The organism is Qipengyuania sphaerica, from assembly GCF_019711595.1.
GTDB lineage: Bacteria > Pseudomonadota > Alphaproteobacteria > Sphingomonadales > Sphingomonadaceae > Qipengyuania > Qipengyuania sphaerica.
Window position 1 is genome coordinate 1337945 of sequence record NZ_JAIGNR010000001.1, and the last position, 19358, is coordinate 1357302.

16 protein-coding genes are annotated in these 19358 nt (G+C 62.7%); 5 read left to right on the forward strand and 11 right to left on the reverse strand.

Annotated features, from left to right (window positions below; genetic code table 11):
• Positions 1–86: 86 nt before the first annotated feature.
• Positions 87–464, reverse strand: a complete 378-nt coding sequence (locus tag K3178_RS06630; protein WP_221570544.1) for an acyl-CoA thioesterase — start codon at positions 462–464, stop codon at positions 87–89.
• Positions 465–881: 417 nt separating this feature from the next.
• Positions 882–2168 carry a pyruvate dehydrogenase complex dihydrolipoamide acetyltransferase gene (locus K3178_RS06635; protein ID WP_221570545.1) on the reverse strand — a complete coding sequence of 429 codons (1287 nt, stop codon included), beginning with the start codon at positions 2166–2168 and terminating at the stop codon, positions 882–884.
• 128 nt (positions 2169–2296) lie between these two features.
• Between K3178_RS06635 and K3178_RS06640 the strand changes: the two genes are divergently transcribed.
• Positions 2297–2749 (forward strand): universal stress protein, encoded by a 453-nt coding sequence (locus K3178_RS06640; RefSeq protein WP_221570546.1) that lies wholly within the window; start codon positions 2297–2299, stop codon positions 2747–2749.
• Here the strand turns inward: K3178_RS06640 and rnr are convergent.
• Positions 2746–5040 carry a ribonuclease R gene (gene rnr, locus K3178_RS06645; protein WP_221570547.1) on the reverse strand — a complete coding sequence of 765 codons (2295 nt, stop codon included), beginning with the start codon at positions 5038–5040 and terminating at the stop codon, positions 2746–2748. The genes K3178_RS06640 and rnr overlap by 4 nt on opposite strands.
• A gap of 140 nt (positions 5041–5180) precedes the next feature.
• On the opposite strand from rnr, the gene K3178_RS06650 reads away from it, so the two are divergent.
• Complete coding sequence (locus K3178_RS06650) at positions 5181–7208, forward strand: M3 family metallopeptidase (RefSeq protein WP_221570548.1); 2028 nt, start codon at positions 5181–5183, stop codon at positions 7206–7208.
• Positions 7209–7260: 52 nt separating this feature from the next.
• Here the strand turns inward: K3178_RS06650 and proS are convergent, their stop codons facing one another.
• The 7 genes from proS to radA all read right to left on the reverse strand — a co-directional run bounded on the left by proS (position 7261) and on the right by radA (position 14584).
• The gene (gene proS, locus K3178_RS06655) at positions 7261–8802 is read right to left on the reverse strand and encodes a proline--tRNA ligase (RefSeq protein WP_221570549.1); all 1542 of its coding nucleotides are present in this window, start codon (positions 8800–8802) and stop codon (positions 7261–7263) included.
• 46 nt (positions 8803–8848) lie between these two features.
• A complete protein-coding gene (gene phaR, locus K3178_RS06660; RefSeq protein ID WP_221570550.1) occupies positions 8849–9403 on the reverse strand; it encodes a polyhydroxyalkanoate synthesis repressor PhaR in 555 nt (184 codons plus the stop codon).
• Positions 9404–9475: 72 nt separating this feature from the next.
• Positions 9476–10513 carry an alanine racemase gene (alr, locus tag K3178_RS06665; protein ID WP_221570551.1) on the reverse strand — a complete coding sequence of 346 codons (1038 nt, stop codon included), beginning with the start codon at positions 10511–10513 and terminating at the stop codon, positions 9476–9478.
• Positions 10510–12171, reverse strand: coding sequence for an MFS transporter (locus tag K3178_RS06670; protein WP_221570552.1), 1662 nt, complete (start codon positions 12169–12171; stop codon positions 10510–10512). Before K3178_RS06670 ends, alr begins: the two co-directional genes overlap by 4 nt.
• 40 nt (positions 12172–12211) lie before the next feature.
• Positions 12212–12634, reverse strand: a complete 423-nt coding sequence (locus K3178_RS06675; protein ID WP_221570553.1) for an iron-sulfur cluster assembly scaffold protein — start codon at positions 12632–12634, stop codon at positions 12212–12214.
• Positions 12631–13185 carry a CvpA family protein gene (locus tag K3178_RS06680; protein WP_221570554.1) on the reverse strand — a complete coding sequence of 185 codons (555 nt, stop codon included), beginning with the start codon at positions 13183–13185 and terminating at the stop codon, positions 12631–12633. Before K3178_RS06680 ends, K3178_RS06675 begins: the two co-directional genes overlap by 4 nt.
• 34 nt (positions 13186–13219) lie before the next feature.
• Positions 13220–14584 (reverse strand): DNA repair protein RadA, encoded by a 1365-nt coding sequence (gene radA / locus K3178_RS06685; protein WP_221570555.1) that lies wholly within the window; start codon positions 14582–14584, stop codon positions 13220–13222.
• Positions 14585–14655: 71 nt separating this feature from the next.
• Between radA and K3178_RS06690 the strand changes: the two genes are divergently transcribed.
• The 3 genes from K3178_RS06690 to K3178_RS06700 all read left to right on the forward strand — a co-directional run bounded on the left by K3178_RS06690 (position 14656) and on the right by K3178_RS06700 (position 18141).
• Positions 14656–16971 (forward strand): patatin-like protein, encoded by a 2316-nt coding sequence (locus tag K3178_RS06690; protein ID WP_221570556.1) that lies wholly within the window; start codon positions 14656–14658, stop codon positions 16969–16971.
• Positions 16972–17107: 136 nt separating this feature from the next.
• On the forward strand, positions 17108–17641 hold the full coding sequence (locus K3178_RS06695; RefSeq protein ID WP_221570557.1) for a hypothetical protein: 534 nt from the start codon (positions 17108–17110) through the stop codon (positions 17639–17641).
• A gap of 23 nt (positions 17642–17664) precedes the next feature.
• Complete coding sequence (locus K3178_RS06700) at positions 17665–18141, forward strand: hypothetical protein (RefSeq protein ID WP_221570558.1); 477 nt, start codon at positions 17665–17667, stop codon at positions 18139–18141.
• Positions 18142–18161: 20 nt separating this feature from the next.
• On the opposite strand, the gene dnaJ is transcribed toward K3178_RS06700, so the two are convergent.
• Entirely contained in the window at positions 18162–19289 is a 1128-nt protein-coding gene (dnaJ, locus tag K3178_RS06705; RefSeq protein WP_221570559.1) for a molecular chaperone DnaJ, read from the reverse strand.
• Positions 19290–19358 lie beyond the last annotated feature (69 nt).

A 19358-nucleotide genomic window follows, 5' to 3' on the forward strand; every position in this document is an offset into this window, starting at 1 on the left:
AGTTGACACTTCGCCGAAATAGTTCCGCTCGGCTCTCGGCCTTCGTGGATCAGGCGATAGCGTTTCGCGGAGGTGTAGGAAAATGCTCATGCCCAGCGCTCTGCCACGGCTCGAGGGCGGTTTGCCTCGTCGAGCAGGACGAATTTGAACGTGCCCTCAGCCACCTTGGTCTCGGCTTCGCCATTGCGCTCGCGGGCGATGGCTTCGGCACTGATGGTGAGCGAGGTGTTGCCGGTCGCCGCGATCTCGCAATAGACCGAGAGTTCGTCGCCCACCTGCATCGCGCCGGGGAAGGCGAAATCGGTAGCCGAGACGACCACAGCCTTGCCCTTCCCCTCGCGGCTCGCGAGCGAGCCTGCGCCAAGCGCCATCTGGCTCATCAGCCACCCGCCGAACACCCCGCCATAGGGGTTGGTGTCGGCAGGCATGGCCGTGACGCGGATGAGGGGGGAGCGGTCAGTCATACGAACTATGTTCAGTAAGTCGCTGCCGGTCACGATGCCAAAGAGACGTGAGTGTTGCTCCCGCTAAGAATGCTGCCGAAACAAAGATAATCCTCGTCACTGGCCACCAAATCACGTCAATTGCTGTGGAGTAAACCACTGCTTCCCAAATAAGAAACACCAACACGGAAGCCAAACCACCGATTAAGACCGCAAGCCAGAATCTGCTTCCAAAACCGTATTTTGTAAGCACCCAGCCTATCGGTATGGCTGCGCTAACTGCGGCTACTGTGCCGTAAGCTAGACCGCCAACGACAGCGATCATGACGATCCATGAGTCAATCCTTCCAAAGGAAATAAAATCAACCGCCAAGCTTGCAGATGCCATAAAAGTGCCAAGGACTGCGACGGAGAGACCTATCCACTTTAGCACGTAGATCAAACCACCAGCCCCATCGGGTTCTCCACCAGCTGCTGGAAGGCCTGCATGAATTGCGCGCCGTCCGCGCCGTCGATGGCGCGGTGGTCGAAGCTGCCGGTAGCGCTCATCACGGTGGCGACGCCCAGTGCGCCGTCGATCACAAATGGACGCTGCTCGCCCGCGCCGACCGCGAGGATCATCGCCTGCGGCGGGTTGATCACCGCGTCGAACTGCTTGGTGCCGAACATGCCGAGGTTGGAGAGCGAGGCTGTCCCGCCCTGGAATTCATGCGGCTGCAGCTTGCCGTCGCGTGCCTTGCCCGCAAGCTCCTTCATCTCGGTGCTGATCTGCGCGAGGCCCTTGCGGCCCGCATCGCGAATGATCGGCGTAATGAGGCCCGACGGCGCGGCCACGGCGACCGAGATATCTTCACGCGTGTACTGGTAGAGCTCGTCGCCCTGGAAGCTGACATTGCACAGCGGCACGCGCTGCAGCGCGCGGGCCTGCGCCTTGATCAGCAGATCGTTGACCGACAGCTTGATGCCGTCCGCCTCGAGGCTCTTGTTGAGTTCGCTCCGCAGCTTGAGCAGCGCATCGAGGCGCACGTCCACGGTGAGGTAGATGTGCGGGATGGTCTGCTTCGCCTCGGTGAGGCGGCGCGCGATGACCTTGCGGACATTGTTGAGCTTCTGCGCCTCGTAGGGCGCATCGAGATCGCCGCCCATGGTAGCGGGCTTGGCCGGAGCGGGCGCAGGTGCAGCTGCTTCCTTTGCGGGAGCCGCGCCGGGCTTCGCATCCTCGACATCGGCCTTCACGATGCGGCCGCCCGGACCCGATCCGGTAATACTCGAAAGATCCAGACCCTTCTGCTCGGCAATACGGCGGGCCAGCGGGCTGGCCTTGATCCGGGTGCCATCGTCACTCTTGGCAGCGGCAGGTGCAGGAGCGGGGGCTGGTGCTTCGGTGCGCTTCTCTTCCTGCTCGACCTTTTCCTCGCGCGCTTCCTCGGCCTTGGCCTCACCACCAGCGGGCGCAGCCTTTGCAGCCTCCTCCAGATCCTCGCCCTCTTCGGCGAGCATGGCGATGACCGTGCCGACCTTCACGCCTTCGGTGCCCTCATCGACCATGATCGAGGCGATCGTGCCTTCGTCCACCGCTTCGAATTCCATCGTCGCCTTGTCGGTTTCGATCTCGGCCATGATGTCGCCGGCGGAAACACTGTCGCCCGGCTTCACCAGCCATTTGGCGAGCGTGCCCTCTTCCATGGTGGGCGAAAGGGCGGGCATCTTGATCGGCGTGGGCATTGTTGACGTTACGTCCTCGCTGGGAATGTGTTGCGCCGGTCTCTGGCCAATTTGGCGCGGAGCCGCAAGGTTCTTGCGCAGAATACGAATTAGCTTGTAGTTCGGTCCCGCTGGAGGGAGCCGACGCTATGCGAATTTACCTCGTCGTGATGGACGAAACCGAGGAGGCCAAGCACGCGCTGCGCTTTGCGAGCCTGCGTGCGATGAAGACGGGCGGTTCGGTGCACATCCTCGCGCTGGTGCCGCAGCAGACCTTCAACGCTTTCGGCGGCGTGCAGGCGACGATCGAGCAGGAAGCGCGCGAGCGGGCCGAGGTGATGGCCAACAATGCCGCGGGCAACATCTTCGGCGAAATGGGCAAGATGCCGGTCATCGCGGTCCGCCCCGGCGCGGCGGCGGACGTGATCACCAAATATCTCGAAGAGCATGGCGATATCGCCGCGCTGGTGCTGGGCACCTCGCACGAGGGTGGGAAAGACCCGCTTGTCGCTCACTTCGCCTCGCGCGCATCCAGCCTGCCCTGCCCGCTCTATCTCGTCCCCGGAGGCCTCAGCAAGGAACGGCTGGAGGAACTGGCCTAGCGCTTCTTGCCGCGCCCCTGGTGGCGGATATTGCCGGGTCGGCCGCGCTTGCCCTGGTCGTGTTTCTGGCGGGGCGCGCCCTTGCCCTTGTGGAATTTCTTTTTCGGCTGGGGACGTTCGCCGCGTTTTTCGATCGGCGCGCCATCACTTTCGGGTAGCTCGAACTTCAAGGCCCCGGTCAGGGCGTTCGATTCCGCCAGCTTCAGCTTGAGCCTGTCGCCCACCGCATAGGTCTTGCCGCTGCTCTCGCCGACGAGTTCGCGCGCGCCCTCGTCATACCGGAAGTATTCGCGGCCCAGCGTGGAGACGGGGACGAGGCCGTCGCCGCCCAGATTCTCGATCGTGGCGAAGAAGCCGAAACCCTGCACGCCGGTGATGCGCGTGTCGAACACCTCGCCCACGCGGCCCGAAAGCCATGCCGCGACATAGCGGTCGATAGTGTCGCGCTCGGCCTCCATCGCGCGGCGTTCGGTCTGGCTGATGGCGTCGGTGATCTGGCCCAGCGCAGTGCGGTCGCGATCCGACAGGCCCGAAGTTTCGGGGATATTCCCTTTCGGCTTGGGCTGCTCGAGCTTGTAGGCATCGACCAGCGCGCGGTGGACCAGCAAGTCGGCATAGCGACGGATCGGCGAGGTAAAGTGGGCATAGCTGCCCAGCGCCAGCCCGAAGTGCCCCGCATTGGCCGGCCCGTAATAGGCCTGCGTCTGGCTGCGCAGCACCGCCTCCATTATCAGAGCCTTTTCAGCAGGATCGACGATATCCTTGAGCATCCGGTTGAAGAGGCCGGGCGTAATCACCTGCCCCATGGCGAAGCTCTTGCCCTGGCTGGCGAGATATTCCTTGAACGCCATCAGCTTCTCGCGGCTCGGCGTCTCGTGAACGCGATAGACCACGGGCGCGGCCTTTTCTTCGAGCGCCTTCGCGGCAGCGACATTGGCCGCGATCATGAAGTCCTCGACCACCCGGTGCGCATCGAGCCGCTCGCGCACAGCGATCTCCTCGATCTTGCCCTCGTCGTTGAGCTTGACCTGCCGCTCGGGCAATTCGAGGTCGAGCGGATCGCGAGCGTTGCGTGCCTTGTAAAGCAAGTCCCACGCGCCCCAGAGATTCTTCAGAGGCTCGTCCGCGCTGCCATCGTCGATGGCCTTCTGCGCATCCTCATAGGCGATATTGGCCGCGAGCCGCACGATGGCGCGGGTGAAGCGCCATTTGGTGACCTTGCCCTCGGGCGAAATGCGCATGTGGCAGGCCATCGCCGCGCGGTCCTCGTGTTCGACCAGCGAGCAGACGTCGGCGGAAAGGATCTCGGGCAACATCGGTACCACGCGGTCGGGGAAATAGACCGAATTGCCGCGCTTGCGGGCCTCCTTGTCCAGCTTGCCGCCGGGGCGAACGTAGAGACTCACATCGGCGATCGCGACGATGGCATTGTAGCCCCCTTCCCCGTCGGGTTCGGCCCAGATCGCATCATCGTGGTCGCGCGCGTCTGCAGGGTCGATGGCGACGATGGGCACATCGCGCAAATCCTCGCGCTTTTCCTCGCTGAGCGAAAGCTCGGCTACGGCCTGCGCCTCGTCTAGCGCCTCCTGCGGGAAGATATGCGGGATGCCGTGCTTGGCGATGGCGATGAGACTGAAGCTCTTGGGCGCCAGCGGATCACCGATTACCTCGACGATCTTGACCTTGGCATTGGCCGATTTGCCCATGCGCTCGGCAAGGACGAGATCGCCCTCGTTCGCTCCCCCAAGGTCGCCGATGGGCGCGGAGTTGCGGACGCGCTTGTCGACCGGCGCGAGCCAGGGCTTGCCGCCGCCATCGAATTCGACGACGCCCATCATGCCCTCGGTGCGCGCTGGCAGTTTTTTCATCGGGTGTGCGATCCAGCACTTGCCGCTTTCTTCGGTCCGGCCGAGGAAACGGTCGCCGCGTTTCAGCGCTGCAAGTTTCTTGCTTTCCTTGACCACCACGCGCGGCGGCTTCTTCGCCGCATCGGGGTCCCAGCTTTCGGGGATCGCGATCGGCTCGCCGTCCTCGATCTCGACGACCTTGAGCACGGTTACCTTGGGCAGGCCGCCCATGCGGTGAAAGGCAGTCTTCCTGCCGTCGATCAGGCCTTCTTCGGCCATGTCCTTGAGGCGCTTCTTGAGCGCGATCTTTTCCTGCCCCTTGATACCGAAGGCCCTGGCGATTTCGCGCTTGCCTGCCGGCTTGTCGGAGCCCTGGATGAATTCGAGTATTTCGGTTTTCGACGGAAGCCCCTGCTTCCGCCCTGTTCTGTTCTGTTTTTTCATGGGCTCGCATATGGGAGCGCCGCCTTCCGCGCGCAACCCGACGAGCGTGCCATCCGCCTCGACCAGTCGCGTTGGCAGCCGGGGCGACATTGCTTATCCCGATCCACCATAATCTTGCTCAATCCATGGGGGAAAATCGAATGAGAACGACAATCGTGGCGGCGCTGTTGGCAACAACGCTCCATTCCGCTCCGGCCCTGGCTGCCGAGCGTTATTCCGACACCTTTGCCGGCCCGGTCGCGGCAGATGCCGCCGATGCCGATGCTCTCAACCAGCGATGTGACCGGCTGATCACGGAAATCGAACGCAGGATCGCCGATTTCGAGACTAGCAAGGCGCCCTACACCGTTGATGACACGCTGGTCGCTTTCGACGAGATTTCCGCCCTCTCCTATTCGACCGGGGCTGAATTCTACAGCTACAGCCAGTCGGCGAGCACGCAGGAAAAGCGCGACGCCGGCACCGCTTGCTATACCAGGCTGGGCGAGGTCGGCACCGCATTCGGCCTGTCGCGCCCGGCATACGACCGGCTCGTGGCGATCGATGCCTCGGGTGAAGACGCGCAGACACGCTATTACCTCGAGGAAATCATCGAAGGTTACGACGCGTCCGGCGTGGGGCTGGAGGAAGAAAAGCGCGCACAGGTCGCAGCCCTGCAGAAGGAGCTCACCGACCTCGGTGCCGAATTCCAGCGCAATATCGCCAACGGTCGCGGTTCGATAAAAGCCTTGCCGAGCGAGCTGACCGGTCTCCCGGCGGACTGGATTGCGAGCCACCAGCCCGGCCCCGACGGTCTGGTAGAAATCACCACCGACAGCCCCGACATGTCGCCGGTCATGTCCTATGCGCAGAACGATGCCCTGCGCGAGCGGCTGGCCCGCGTCTATTACTCGCGCGCCTATCCGCAGAACAGCGAGCTGCTTGGCAAGATCTTCACCAAGCGCCATGAACTGGCCGAGCTGCTGGGCCGCGCCGACTACGCAACCCTAATGCTTGAAACCCGCATGCTCGACACGCCTGAAAAGGTCATCGCGCATATGGCGGAGCTGGACCAGGCCGCCGCGCCTGCGAAAGAGCGCGACCTTGCTGAATTGCGCGCCGCGCTTGCCGAGATCCGCCCCGGGCAGGAGTTGACCTGGTTCAACTCGGGCATTGCCAGCCAGCACGTGCTCAAGACGAAATACGATCTCGATCCGCAGGAAGTGCGCCAGTATTTCACCTTCGACAACGTGCGCGAAGGCGTGTTCGACCTGACTGAAGACCTGTTCGGCTTCGAGATTCGCGAGTGGGATGCGCCGAAGTGGCATCCCGATGTCGAAAGCTTCGAGATCGTCGATGGCGGCACCGTGATCGGGCGCTTCTATCTCGATTCACACCCGCGCGAAGGCAAGTACAAGCACGCCAACCACATCGCCATGCGCCGGGGCATTGCAGGCACTACCATGCCGGTTTCGGTGCTCACGATGAACCTGCCGAAGGGCGGATATGACACCGGCCTGATGGAGCATGGCCAGGTGACAACCTTCCTCCACGAGTTCGGCCACCTGATCCACTCGATCCTCGGCGGCAACCAGCGCTGGATGGGGCTGAGCGGCATCGCCAACGAACGCGACTTTACCGAGGCGCCTTCGCAGATGCTGGAAGAGTGGGTCTATGACTACGACACGCTGGCGAAATTCGCCCGCAACGAGGCAGGTGAGGTCATCCCGCACGCGCTGGTCGAGCGGATGAATGCAGCCCGCTATTTCGGACAAGGGACCTACGAGGCCGGACAGCTCGGCTATTCCAACGCCTCGCTGCGCTTCCATATGGGCGCACCGCAGGACACGTCGGCCGAAGCGATTTCACGCGATTACAAGGAATATGTCGGGACCTTCGCCGCCACAGAAATTCCCGAAGGCACGCATTCGGAAGCGGCATTCGGACATCTGAACGGCTATTCGGCGGGCTATTACACCTATGGATGGTCGCGCGTGATCGCAGCCGACCTGTTCTCGCGCTTCAAGCAGGCAGGCCTGCGTGACGAAGCCACTGCCCGCGCCTATCGCGAACTGATCCTCGGCCCCGGTGGCAGCAAGCCGGCTGCCGAGCTGATCGAGGATTTCCTCGGCCGCCCGGTCAACGCCGATGCCTTCAAGGAGACGCTTGCAAGCGGAGGCGACGAATAAGTGCGAGCGGGGGCTCTCCGTCAGTTTGGAGAGCCCCGCCCCTGTTCCTGATCTAGTAGGCTTTCGCCAGCAGCACGCGCTCGGTCGCGGGTTCGCCGGTGAAGATGCAGGAGCCGTCGACCGGGGTCGCATCCATCGGGACGTTGCGGATCGTGAGCTTGTGCTCCTTCAAGCGCTCGACAACCTTCTCCAACGCATCGCCGGTCGGTTTCGACCACTGGACCTCGACCCATCCGGGATAGCGCGAGGCACCGAAGTGTTTCTCGACCTCGGCGAAGTCGGTCACACCGCGTGTGATATTCGCATCGCGGCGTTCGGCTGCCTCGATGAGCAAAGCCGACTGGATATCGGCAAGCACGTCGGGGATGGTCTGGCCGGCCACTTCGCGGGTCGGGGTCTGGAAGGCGGGCTTGCCGGTTTCCTCGTCCCACAGCCGGTCGCGGCGGAGCATCGAGACGACACCGGTTTCCATGTCGCGGCCGCCGACCTCGACGATGATCGGAGCGCCCTTGCGGACATAATCCCAGCGCTTCTGCGCCGCCTTGCCGGGGCGTGTGTCGAGCATGACGCGCAGCGGCTCGCCGAGCACGTGCTGGCTGGCGAGCGTGGCGCGCAGGGCCTCGCAATATTCGATGAGCGCTTCGTCCTCGGGCTTGTCGCGCAGCATCGGCAGGATCACGACCTGCTGCGGCGCGATCTTGGGCGGCAGGCGCAATCCGTCGTCATCGCCATGCGTCATGATGACGCTGCCGACCATGCGGGTGGAGACACCCCAGCTGGTGGTATGCGCCAGGCTCTCGCCGCCGTCCCTGTTCTGGTATTTGATACCGGATGCCTTCGCGAAGTTGGTGCCGAGATAATGGCTCGTGCCCGCCTGCAGCGCCTTGCCGTCCTGCATCATGGCCTCGATCGACCAGGTCTCGACTGCGCCGGGGAAACGCTCGTTCTCGGGCTTTTCGCCCGCGACGACCGCCAGCGCAAGGTCTTCATCGGCAAAGGCACGATAGACTTCGAGCATGCGCAGCGTGTGCTCCTTCGCCTCGGCCTCGTCGGCATGGGCGGTATGGCCTTCCTGCCAGAGGAACTCGCTGGTGCGCAGGAACATGCGCGTGCGCATTTCCCAGCGCACGACATTGGCCCACTGGTTGAGCTTGAGCGGAAGGTCGCGCCAGCTCTGCACCCAGCGCGCCATGGCATCGCCGATGATCGTTTCCGAAGTCGGGCGCACGACCAGCGGCTCTTCGAGCTTGGCCTCGGGGTCGGGGATCAGACCGCCGTTGGGCCCCGCGATCAGGCGGTGGTGCGTGACGACTGCCATTTCCTTGGCGAAGCCTTCGACATGCTCGGCCTCGCGCTCGAAGTTCGAAAGCGGGATGAAGAGCGGGAAATAGGCATTCTCGTGACCGGTCGCCTTGATCCGGTCGTCGAGCAGGCGCTGCATACGCTCCCAGATCCCGAAGCCCCACGGGCGGATGACCATGCAGCCGCGCACCCCCGATTCTTCGGCCATTTCGGCTGCGGAGATGACTTCCTGGTACCACGCCGCGAAATCGTCGGCACGGCGGGCATTCAATGCATGGCGGATCTGGGCCACGGTAATTCCTGTATCTAGCTTGGGTTCGGCGGGCGCGCCGATGCAATTATTTCGAAAGCTCGTCCAGCTTCTTCTGCATCGCGGCCATCTGCGCACGCATTTCGGCAAGCTCGCCGTCGGCTTCCTTCTTGGCGCTGTCGACGGTCTTGCGGGTCGCCGGGATAAAGGCTTCGGCCGCGTTCTGCATCATCTTGAGGTTCGCCTCGGCCATCTTGGCGAGCGGGTTTGCCTCGATCCCCTTGGCGAAGGCTGCCTGCAGCTGTTCGCGGTTCTTGCGGAAATTCGCCATGCTCGCTTCGAGATAGCTCGGCATCATCGACTGCATCGAATTGCCGTACATGGAGATGAGATCGCGCAGGAAGCTGACCGGCAGCATCTGCTGGCCGCCCTGGCTTTCCTCCTCGACGATGATCTGGGTCAGGATCGTGTGGGTAATGTCCTCGCCAGTCTTGGCGTCGAGCACCTGGAAATCGACATTTTCGCGGACCATCTTCGCCAGATCGTCGAGCGTGATGTAGCTCGACGTATCGGTGTTGTAGAGCCGACGATTGGCGTATTTCTTGATCGTGATCGGTTCGCCCTCGGCAGTCCGCTTGGCCATGCTATTTTCACTCCCCATTGTGCGTTGCGGAAGGGCTTAGCACGTGCACAATGTGCAGCGCAACACGCGTGCTCAACGCTGGTAGCGGTTACCGAGGACGGTCAGCAGTTCGTATTGCGAAACAGACGTTTGCTGCGCAGCATTCGGCAGGTGATAGGGCAGTTCGACCCAGTCCCCTTCGGCCAGATCGGGCGCGTCCGACAGGTCGATCACGATCATGTCCATCGACACCTTGCCGAGGATCGGGAGCGCCTTTTCACCGGCCTCGAAGCTCGCCCCACCCCATGCGCGCAGGATCCCGTCCGCATAGCCCAGCGAGAGCACGCCGACCCGCATTTGCGTTGGCGCTGTGAAGGTCGCGTTGTAGCCTACGGTCTCGCCGGCAGAGAGCTGGCGCGTCTGGATGATCGCGGCCCTGGGATAGGCAACCTGGCGGATTTCACTCTCGAGTTCTGGCCGAGGCATGCCCCCGTATAGCGAGAGGCCGGGCCGGGTCAGGTCGAAATGGTAGGCGCTGCCGAGCGCAATCCCTGCGCTGTTGGCAAGGCTCGCTTCGCGATGTTCGATGCGCTGGATGGCGTCACGAAAGGTTTCGAGCTGCCGTGCGTTCATGGCGCTGTCCTCGTCCGCGCAGGCGAGATGGCTCATCAGCGCCTGCACGTCGAGCGCCTGCACCAGCGGATCGGAAATTTCGTGCGGCGAGATGCCGAGGCGGTTGATCCCGCTGTCCACCATCAGGTGGCAGGGCCCGCCGCCGCCCTCGGCCCAGAGCTTCGCCTGCCTGAGCGAATCGATCACCGGCACCACGCCGGTTTCGCGCGCATAGGCCACCTCGGCCGCATTGAGCGGCCCGTGCAGCACCGCCACCTGCTTTGCCGGGACATGCTCGATGACCGGCGCGACTTCGCTCCAATGCGCGACGAAGAAATCGCGGCAACCGGCATCGCGCAGCGTCGGGACGCAATGTTCGACACCGAGGCCGTAGCAATCGGCCTTTACCGCAGCGCCTGCCCTCGCCTCGCCCGACATCCGGTCGAGCGCGCGCCAGTTATGCGCGAGTGCGTCCTTGTCGATATCGAGTTTGAGCGTTGGCGTCGGGAGTTTGGTCACGGAGTGGCAGGACCCACTGGCGGCATGTCACGCGATTCCTCGAAGTCGGTCGGCGGACCGTCCGGAAGCCCCCACCAGGCGACGATCAGGCCGAAACCGACGACGGCCATCGTGTACCAGAGCCCCGCGTAGACATCGCCAGTACGCGCCACGATGATTCCGGCGATCAGCGGCAGGAAACCGCCCAGATAGCCCGCGCCGATATGATAGGGGATCGACATCGAACTGTAGCGGATTTTTGCCGGGAACATCTCGGACAGCAGCGCCGCTACCGAGCCGTATGTCAGCGCCGACAGCACGCCGCAAACCAGCAGCAAGGCCCCGATCCCGAGGATATTTGCGAGCGGCGGGGTCTGCTTGGCGAAGTCGAAACCGCGATTGGTCAGCGCTTGCTGCAATCCATCGCGCCGGGCCGCTGCATCGCCAGCCCAGTTCGCACCAAGCGCCACATCCTCGCCGCCCACGCTCAGCCCCAGCGTCTCGCCATCTTCGACTGTGTAGGCCACGCCGCTGGCAGTCAGCGTTTCGAGGATCTTCCCGCAACCGCTCTGTTCGCGGTCGAAGAGATCGGCAAATGGATCGGTGGTGCAGTCCTGGCCAGTCACGACCACGGGATTGTCGCGTGCCGCCTGCGCAAGGCCGGGATTGGCTAGGCTGCCCATGGTCCAGAAAATCGGGAAGAGCAGCGCAAGCGTTGCAATCGCGCCGATGATGATCGGCTTCTTGCGGCCAACCCGGTCGGACCATTTGCCGACGATGACGTAGAAGCTCATCGAGATGAAACCGGCGATCAGCAGGATCCACTCGACCGTGCTTTCATCCACGCGCATGTCACGCCGAAGGAAGCTGAGCGAGGAGAAGAAGGCAGTGTACCAGATCGTCGTCAGGATGCCGGTGATGCCGAAAAGCGCGACGAAGATACGCTTGGGATTGCCCGGATAGGTGAGGCTTTCCTTGAAGGGATTGGAGCTTGTCTCGCCTGCTTCCTTCATGGCCTGGAACACAGGGCTTTCGGACAATTTCAGGCGCATCCACAGCGAGATGCCCAGCAGGGCAATCGACAGCAGGAACGGTACGCGCCAACCCCATTCGGCGAAATCGTCTGCCGGGATGATTGCCCGGCAGACCAGCACCACCAGGATCGACAGCACGAAACCACCGACCACGCTCGCCTGGATGAAGCTGGTGTAAAAACCGCGTTTTTCGGGCGGGGCATGCTCGGCAACATAGATTGCCGCGCCGCCATATTCGCCGCCAAGCGCAAGTCCCTGAAGGATGCGCAGGCAGATGACGATGATGGGCGCCGCGATACCGATGCTGGCAGCAGACGGGATCAGGCCGACACCTGCCGTCGCGATACCCATCAGGGTAACAGTGACGAGGAAGGTATATTTGCGCCCCAGCCTGTCGCCGAGGAAACCGAACAGGATCGCGCCGAGCGGTCGGAAACCAAAGCCTACGGCAAAGCCGGCCCAGACGAGCAAGATCTGGAGGGTCTCGTTCCCGCTCGGGAAGAAAGCCGCGCCGATCAGCCCTGCCAATGTCCCGTAGATGAAGAAGTCATACCATTCGAATACGGTCCCTGCGCTGGAAGCCGCAATCACAAGGCGGATTTCCTTCTCTGTCGGCTCCCTCTGCAAGGCTGCTGCGCCTGCCATCCCTTAAGCTCCCCTCTTCCTGAGTTATTGGCCTAGCGACTTAGCGCGCGGGTTTCCCCTTGGAAAGCGCATCCAGCGCTGCTCTCCACGGCAGGAGGATTGCACCGTGCCGGCCCGGATAGGCCCGCGCAGTCTCCAGCATTTCGATACCCGGCCAGTCGGGGCGTACCCCTGCTCCATGCAACCATTCCTCGATCTGGTGGAGAACCTTTTCAAGTTCGGCATGCGACTTGCCCGGAAACTCGCGCGCAAAGATCGCGGCGGCGGCCTGTCCCACAGCGCAGGCAGTCACCTTGAGGCCTAGTTGCTCTGAACCCGCAGAAAGCTGGATCGTGCTCCCGCAACTGCGCGAGCGTGCTTCGCCCTGGAGTGGGGCGGTTGGATCGTATGGGTAGTCGGCAAGCTCGACCGCGAGGGCGAGCAGTTCGGGCGAATAAAGCGCAGCGCGCGGCTCGCGCGTCACTGTGCTTCGGCTTCTGCTGCCTTCATCGCTTCCTGTTCCGCCGCTTCCTCGCCGCGCAGTTTTGCACGGCGCTGCGCCAGCACTTCGACCAGCGAACGTGATCCAGCGTCCACCAGTTCGTAGCTCTTCGCTGTCGTGATCCAGACCGGACGGCCACGGTAATCCCATACGGCATCGTAGCCGAGCACGAGGATGGAGAAGGCGATCACGGTAATCAGCAGGCCCTTCAGTGCGCCGAAGCCGAGGCCGAGTACCTTGTCGATCGGTCCGAGTACCGAATTTCGCGATGCCTGGCCGACATTCGACGCGATAACCTTCATCGCTGCATAGGGAATGAGCAGGAGGAAAGTGAAGGCGAGGACGCTGGTCGTGACATTGGTGCCGATGAAGTCCTGCATGACGAGCGTCAGCGGGGTGTGCAGGAAACGGATGGCGAATGCCGCGAGCACCCAGGAGACCATCGAAAGCACTTCCTGGAGGAAACCGCGCATGAAGCCGCCGATCGCGGCAACAACCACGATAAGCAGCACGATGAAGTCGAAACCCGTCATAAAACCCTACTAACCCCTCGGGCTTGTGGGTTTATTAACTGCTCATCACCCGGTCAACGAGGTTTGAGAGTTGTCCCAAGCCCGCGTACTTCAGCTCCGCCGAACCGGTTTTCGCATCGGACGGGCCGAAGCCACGCTCGAAACCCAGCTTGGCAGATTCTTTCAACCGGGTGTTTCCATGGGCGACGGGCCGCACCTCACCCGATAGGCTGACCTCGCCGAGCCAGACGCTTCGATCCGGCAAAGGCTTGTCCGCCAGGGCACTGACCAGCGCGGCTGCTACCGCGAGGTCGGCAGCCGGATCGGATAGCCGGTATCCACCCGCGACATTCAGATAAACTTCGGCGGAACTGAACGAGAGACCGCATCGAGATTCCAGCACCGCCAGCAGCATGGCAAGGCGGCCATTGTCCCACCCCACAACCGCGCGCCTCGGGGTAGCCCCGGATTGCAGCCGCACGATCAGTGCCTGGATTTCGACCAGGACAGGCCGCGTGCCTTCCATCGCCGGGAACACCGCGCTGCCCGCCATGGGTTGTTCGCGGCCGGAAAGGAACAGCATCGAGGGGTTCTCGACCTCTTCCAGCCCCTCGCCAGCCATCGCGAATACGCCGATCTCGTCGACCGCGCCGAAGCGGTTCTTGAGCGCACGCAGGATCCGGTACTGGTGGCTGCGCTCGCCCTCGAAGCTCATGACCACGTCGACCATGTGTTCGAGCACGCGCGGCCCTGCGATATTGCCGTCCTTGGTGACATGGCCGACCAGCACCAGCGCCACACCGTTTTCCTTGGCATAACGGATCAGTTCGAAAGCACAGCCTCGCACCTGGCTGACCGTCCCCGGCGCACCCTCGATCGTGTCCGAATGCATCGTCTGGATGGAATCGATGACGAGCAATTTGGGCGCTTCCATCTGTCCGAGCGAGGTCAGGATATCTCGGACACCGGTCGCCGCGGCCAGCTTTACCGGAGCATCGGACAGCCCGAGCCGCGCTGCACGCATCCGCACCTGCCCTGCTGCTTCCTCACCGCTTACATAGACGACGCCGTGTCCTTCGCGCGCGACCTTCGCTGCGGCTTGGAGCAACAGCGTCGACTTCCCGATCCCCGGATCGCCGCCCATCAGGATCGCGCTTCCCGGCACCAGCCCGCCCCCCAGCGCGCGGTCGAATTCTGCAAGGCCGGTTTTCTGGCGCACTGGCATTTCGCCCGGCTTGTCCAGATCGACGAACTCCACCGCCCTGCCCCCGCTCGACAGATCGTGCTTCAATGAAAACACCGTCGCGGGCGCGTCTTCGACCAGCGTGTTCCACTCTGCGCAGTCGGCGCACTGGCCCTGCCAGCGGTGCGAAACAGACCCGCAGGCCTGGCAGACATAACGTTTCTTGGGCTTGGCCATGGTCGATTCACTAACAGAACATTTGCAGAACGCAATTGCCTTCGGGCGTCAGGTGTGCACAACAGGTGGCGATGCGGCAGAAGGAACTGAGGATCGCGCTCATCTGCTACGGCGGGGTGAGCCTTGCGGTCTACATGCACGGGGTCACGCGCGAGCTGTGGCAGCTTGCACGCGCGAGCCGCGATTTCCATGCCGGCGGCCCCAAGCGTGGCGGTGTGCACGAGGTCTATCGCGACCTGCTCGAGAGCGTGGAAAAGCACGAGCAATTGAGGCTTCGCGTCATCCCCGACATCATGAGCGGGGCCAGCGCCGGGGGCATCAATGCCGTTTTCCTCGCGCAGGCGATCTTTTCTGGCCAAAGCCTCGAACCGCTTACCGATCTGTGGCTGGAGACCGCGGATGTCGATGAGCTTACCGATCCCGATGCCCGGCTCCGATGGTCGGGCGGAAAGATCTGGGCACAGCCGCTGGCCAGCTGGCTTCTGAGCCGCCCGGGAAATGAAATCTCCACCGAGGTAGCACCGGAAACGCGCGAGGAGGTGCGGCGCAAGGTTTCACACCTCATCCGCGGTCGCTGGTTCGAACCGCCTTTTTCGGGGCTCGGCTTTTCAAAGCTCCTCGAGCGGGCATTTTCGGTGATGGCCGAAACCGAGATAGAACCGCCGCTCCTGCCGCCCGATCATCCTCTAGACCTCTTCGTCACGACGACCGACTTCCACGGCTATCTGGAATTGCTGCATCTCAACAGCCCGCCGGTGGTCGAGGACAGCGAACACCGCATGCCGATATCGATGCGCCGGAAGACGCCGCATGCGGGAGGAAGCGACCTTGCCAATCCGCTCGAACTCGTCCTTGCCGCTCGTGCCACGGCGAGCTTCCCCGGTGCGTTCCCGCCCATGAAAATCGGTGAGATCGATGAGTTGGCTGAGGAAACCGGCCGCGAATGGGTTTCGCGCGACGAATTCCTCGAACGCATCATGCCGATCCATGTCATGCGCGAGGAAATCGACAATGTGTCGCTGATCGATGGATCGGTGCTGGTGAACAAGCCTTTCGGCGGCGCGATGGCGGCGCTGCGCGGACGCCCTGCCCAGCGCGAGGTCGACCGGCGCTTCGTCTATGTCGATCCCCAGCCCGACCGCTTTGCCGACCGGCGCGAGAGATCAAAGCAGGAAGTCGGCTTTTTCTCCGCCATCTTCGGCTCTCTTTCGACCATACCGCGCGAACAACCGATCCGCGACAACCTCGAGCTATTGGAAGAGCAGAGCCGCGAGGCCGAGAGACTTTCGCGGATCGTCGCCGCCCTCCGGCCCGATGTGGAAGCCGCAGTCGAAAAGCTGTTCGGCCTGACGCTGTTCCTCGACAGCCCGACCGTCAAGCGGCTCAAGAACTGGCGGCAGAAGGCACAGGATGCAGCGGCCAAGCAGGCGGGCTATGCCTTCCATGCCTATGCCCAGGCAAAACTCAGCGGCATCGTTACCCGCATTGCCAGGCTGGTGTGGGAAGCGGCGCCCGCGCTGCATATGCAAAGTCCGGCCCCTATCGAGGACATCATCCGTGCCGAACTGGCGCGACGCGGGCTTTCGACACTCTCATCTCCTTCGGGCGGGGCAACGCCGGAAGCGATCCTGTTCCTTCGCGAACACGATATCGGCTTCCGCATCCGCCGCCTGCGACTGCTCGCCCGCCGGCTCGCGCGCGATTGGGAAGCCGATCCCGACATCCCCGACGAGGCGCTCGAAACCGGCCGCGATGCGATCTTCAGCATTATGGCGCTCTATTTCGAGAAAGAGGACGCGCAGTCTCTGGGAGAAGATTTCGCCGAGGTCGCGCAAAACGTCATGGCCGACCCGGGCGCGGTGCTCGACCATATCGAGAGCCGCCGCCTGCTCATCGACACCGACAATCGCGCCGAGGAAATGCTGGCCGAAACGCTCGAGCCCATGCCCGCCAACCTCAAGCGGCGGATGCTGTTCGCCTATCTCGGCTTCCCCTTTTACGATGTCGCGACGCTTCCGCTCCTGCGCAATGAAGGCCTGACCGAATTCGACCCGGTAAAGGTCGACCGTATCAGTCCGGACGATGCCAGGAGCATCCGCGAAGGCGGCACCCGCGCCACCCTTCGCGGGGTGGAATTCTACAATTTCGGGGCCTTCTTCAGCCGCGCCTATCGCGAGAACGATTACCTCTGGGGCCGCCTGCACGGGGCCGAGCGGATGATCGATCTCGTGTTCTCGACGATGGGCAAGGCTCCCGAAGAAGGTCTCATCCGCGACTACAAGCGCCGTGCCTTCCTCGCCATTCTCGACGAGGAAGAGCTGGCGGAGCGTTGCAGCCCGGAATTGCTGAGTCAGATCCGCAGCGAGGTTTGCGATCGTATGAATTAAACTGTTCGCGTGTGCTTCCGCTGCAAAATGCAGTCTTCATCAAATATCATGTGAAGTTCTGCACTGTATATAAACGATTTTTTCATCATCCCGGCAATATTCGGTCGTTCGTTACTGGTTTTATGGGGATGAACCGATGTCGGGAGCATGGTGGATTTTCGGGTTGGGTAGCGCGGGAGCGCTCGGCTGGATGGCAATGTCGATGGAACAGCAAGTTCCATTCACTTACGCGATGAGCGAGGCTGATGCCAAAGCCAAGCTCGACAATGCGACCAGCAGTTTCTCCCCTTCACGAGGCCTTACGACGACCATTGTCAGCCGACAGACTTTCAACGGTGTGTCCGTGACCAAGAGCTCGAGCCTGGGTGACAAATACACCAGCAGCTGCAGTATCGATTTCCAAAGTCAGCCGGATGGCAAGATCACGGCGATCCCTTCCTGCGGTGGCGATCCTGAATCCTCGTCAGCCCAGGCGCGTGTGATGGAAAAGATCAGTGCAGCTGTAGCACTTGAACACGTCGATGCAGTGCTTCGCGAGCGGGCCTTCGACGGGGAACGGGTAAAGCGGATGCAGCGGCAGGCGGCCATGCAGGACTTGCCCGATATGCAAAAAGAGGCGCTGGAGGCGCACGACCGCATGCAATCGGGTAACTTCGACGATTCATATTAGTCAGACGCACGGCGGCTTTGCGAATGGTGCATCTGTACAAATTCTGCGGTCTTACCCTGATCGGCGCCGCCGGTTTCGCACTATCCTTACCCCCGGGTAGCAAGGAGGTCGAAGTTCCGATGGCGTCCGAACACCTTGTCCACCGCCTGGATGGCTACGGACATGAGGTATATGGGACAGGCCTTGGTGGCCTTTATCTCTCCAGCAAAGCCTCGGACAACAGCGCGGCAGTAGTGTCCATCCGCCACCTGCCAACTGGCAAGGTTATCGACTGTGGGATCGTCGTCGAGCCGCAAGGCGACGCGGCCAGTCAATTTTCCGTAGACTGTTCCGCGCAGGACGGCGGCGAAATGGAGTCACGCCAGAAGGCGGCACGCAAGATGCTCGAACCGGTTGCCCGCGAATATGTCTTGGCGATCGCGGAACAGCGGCCTTACGATACCGCACCGGTTGTCGATGCGATGTTGCATGGGATGAACCGTGCGCCGCTCCTGCCCTAGTCGGGATTTGCGGTTCGCGGTCACCCGCCGAAAGCGGTCTTGATCTTCTCGAAGAAGCCCTTGGACTGCGGGCACTCGTCACCGGTTTCGAGCTCGCGGAACTGTTCGAGCACCGCGCGCTGTTCCTTGGAAAGCTTGGTCGGAGTTTCGACGGCGATCTCGATCACCATGTCACCGCGTCCGCGCCCCTGCAGCACGGGCATGCCAGCGCCGCGCTGGCGCAGCTGCTTGCCCGACTGGATGCCGGCTGGAATTTCGAGTGTCAGTTCCTCGCCATCGATGCCTGGAATCTCGATCGAACCGCCGAGAGCGGCCTTGGTAAAGCTGATCGGGACGCGCGTGGCGAGCGTGGTGCCCTCGCGCTGGAAGATCTCGTGCGGCTGGACGTGGACGAAGATGTAAAGATCGCCCGCAGGTGCGCCTCGCGGTCCGGCCTCGCCCTTGCCTGACAGGCGGATGCGCGTACCGGTGTCAACACCCGGCGGGATATCGACTTCGAGCTTCTGCGGGACATCAACCCGCCCTTCCCCGCGGCAATCGCGGCAAGGCGAGGTAATGACTTCGCCCGCGCCGTGGCAGTTCGGGCATGGCCGTTCGACCACGAAGAAGCCCTGTTTCGCACGGACATTGCCCTGCCCGCCGCATAGATTGCAGGTGCGCGCATGCGTGCCGGGCTGCGCGCCCGAGCCGTGGCAGGTGTCACACGGTGCGCTGACTTCGATCTCGATCTCGGTCGACTTGCCGTGGAAGGCTTCCTCGAGCCCGATCTGCATGTCGTAGCGCAAGTCCGCGCCGCGCCGTGGCCGCGCGCGTCCGCCGCCGCCACCAAAGGCCGAACCGAATATGGTCTCGAAAATATCGCCGATGTCGCCGAAATCGGCATTGCCATGCGCCCCGCCAGCGCCCGCTCCGCCATTCTGGAAGGCGGCATGGCCATAGCGATCGTAGGCCGCGCGCTTTTGCGGGTCCTTGAGGCAATCATAGGCGACGCTAATCGCCTTGAACTTGGCCTCGCTCTCGCTGCATCCCGGATTCTTGTCCGGGTGATGCTTCATCGCGAGCTTGCGATAGGCGCTCTTGATCGTGCCGCCATCCGCATCGCGGCTGACGCCGAGCAGTTCGTAAAAATCGATTTCAGTCGCTGACATGCTGTCCCCTGCCCCAAACTCTAGCCCCCACCGGCGCGGACTTGCACCGGTGGGGGCGGAGTTTTCATC

Coding starts and splice junctions, on each gene's coding strand:
- K3178_RS06630 (WP_221570544.1), bottom strand. CDS start 464: ATGACTGACCGCTCCCCCCTCATCCGCGTCACGGCCATGCCTGCCGAC.
- K3178_RS06635 (WP_221570545.1), bottom strand. CDS start 2,168: ATGCCCACGCCGATCAAGATGCCCGCCCTTTCGCCCACCATGGAAGAG.
- K3178_RS06640 (WP_221570546.1), top strand. CDS start 2,297: ATGCGAATTTACCTCGTCGTGATGGACGAAACCGAGGAGGCCAAGCAC.
- rnr (WP_221570547.1), bottom strand. CDS start 5,040: ATGAAAAAACAGAACAGAACAGGGCGGAAGCAGGGGCTTCCGTCGAAA.
- K3178_RS06650 (WP_221570548.1), top strand. CDS start 5,181: ATGAGAACGACAATCGTGGCGGCGCTGTTGGCAACAACGCTCCATTCC.
- phaR (WP_221570550.1), bottom strand. CDS start 9,403: ATGGCCAAGCGGACTGCCGAGGGCGAACCGATCACGATCAAGAAATAC.
- K3178_RS06670 (WP_221570552.1), bottom strand. CDS start 12,171: ATGGCAGGCGCAGCAGCCTTGCAGAGGGAGCCGACAGAGAAGGAAATC.
- K3178_RS06680 (WP_221570554.1), bottom strand. CDS start 13,185: ATGACGGGTTTCGACTTCATCGTGCTGCTTATCGTGGTTGTTGCCGCG.
- radA (WP_221570555.1), bottom strand. CDS start 14,584: ATGGCCAAGCCCAAGAAACGTTATGTCTGCCAGGCCTGCGGGTCTGTT.
- K3178_RS06690 (WP_221570556.1), top strand. CDS start 14,656: ATGCGGCAGAAGGAACTGAGGATCGCGCTCATCTGCTACGGCGGGGTG.
- K3178_RS06695 (WP_221570557.1), top strand. CDS start 17,108: ATGTCGGGAGCATGGTGGATTTTCGGGTTGGGTAGCGCGGGAGCGCTC.
- K3178_RS06700 (WP_221570558.1), top strand. CDS start 17,665: ATGGTGCATCTGTACAAATTCTGCGGTCTTACCCTGATCGGCGCCGCC.
- dnaJ (WP_221570559.1), bottom strand. CDS start 19,289: ATGTCAGCGACTGAAATCGATTTTTACGAACTGCTCGGCGTCAGCCGC.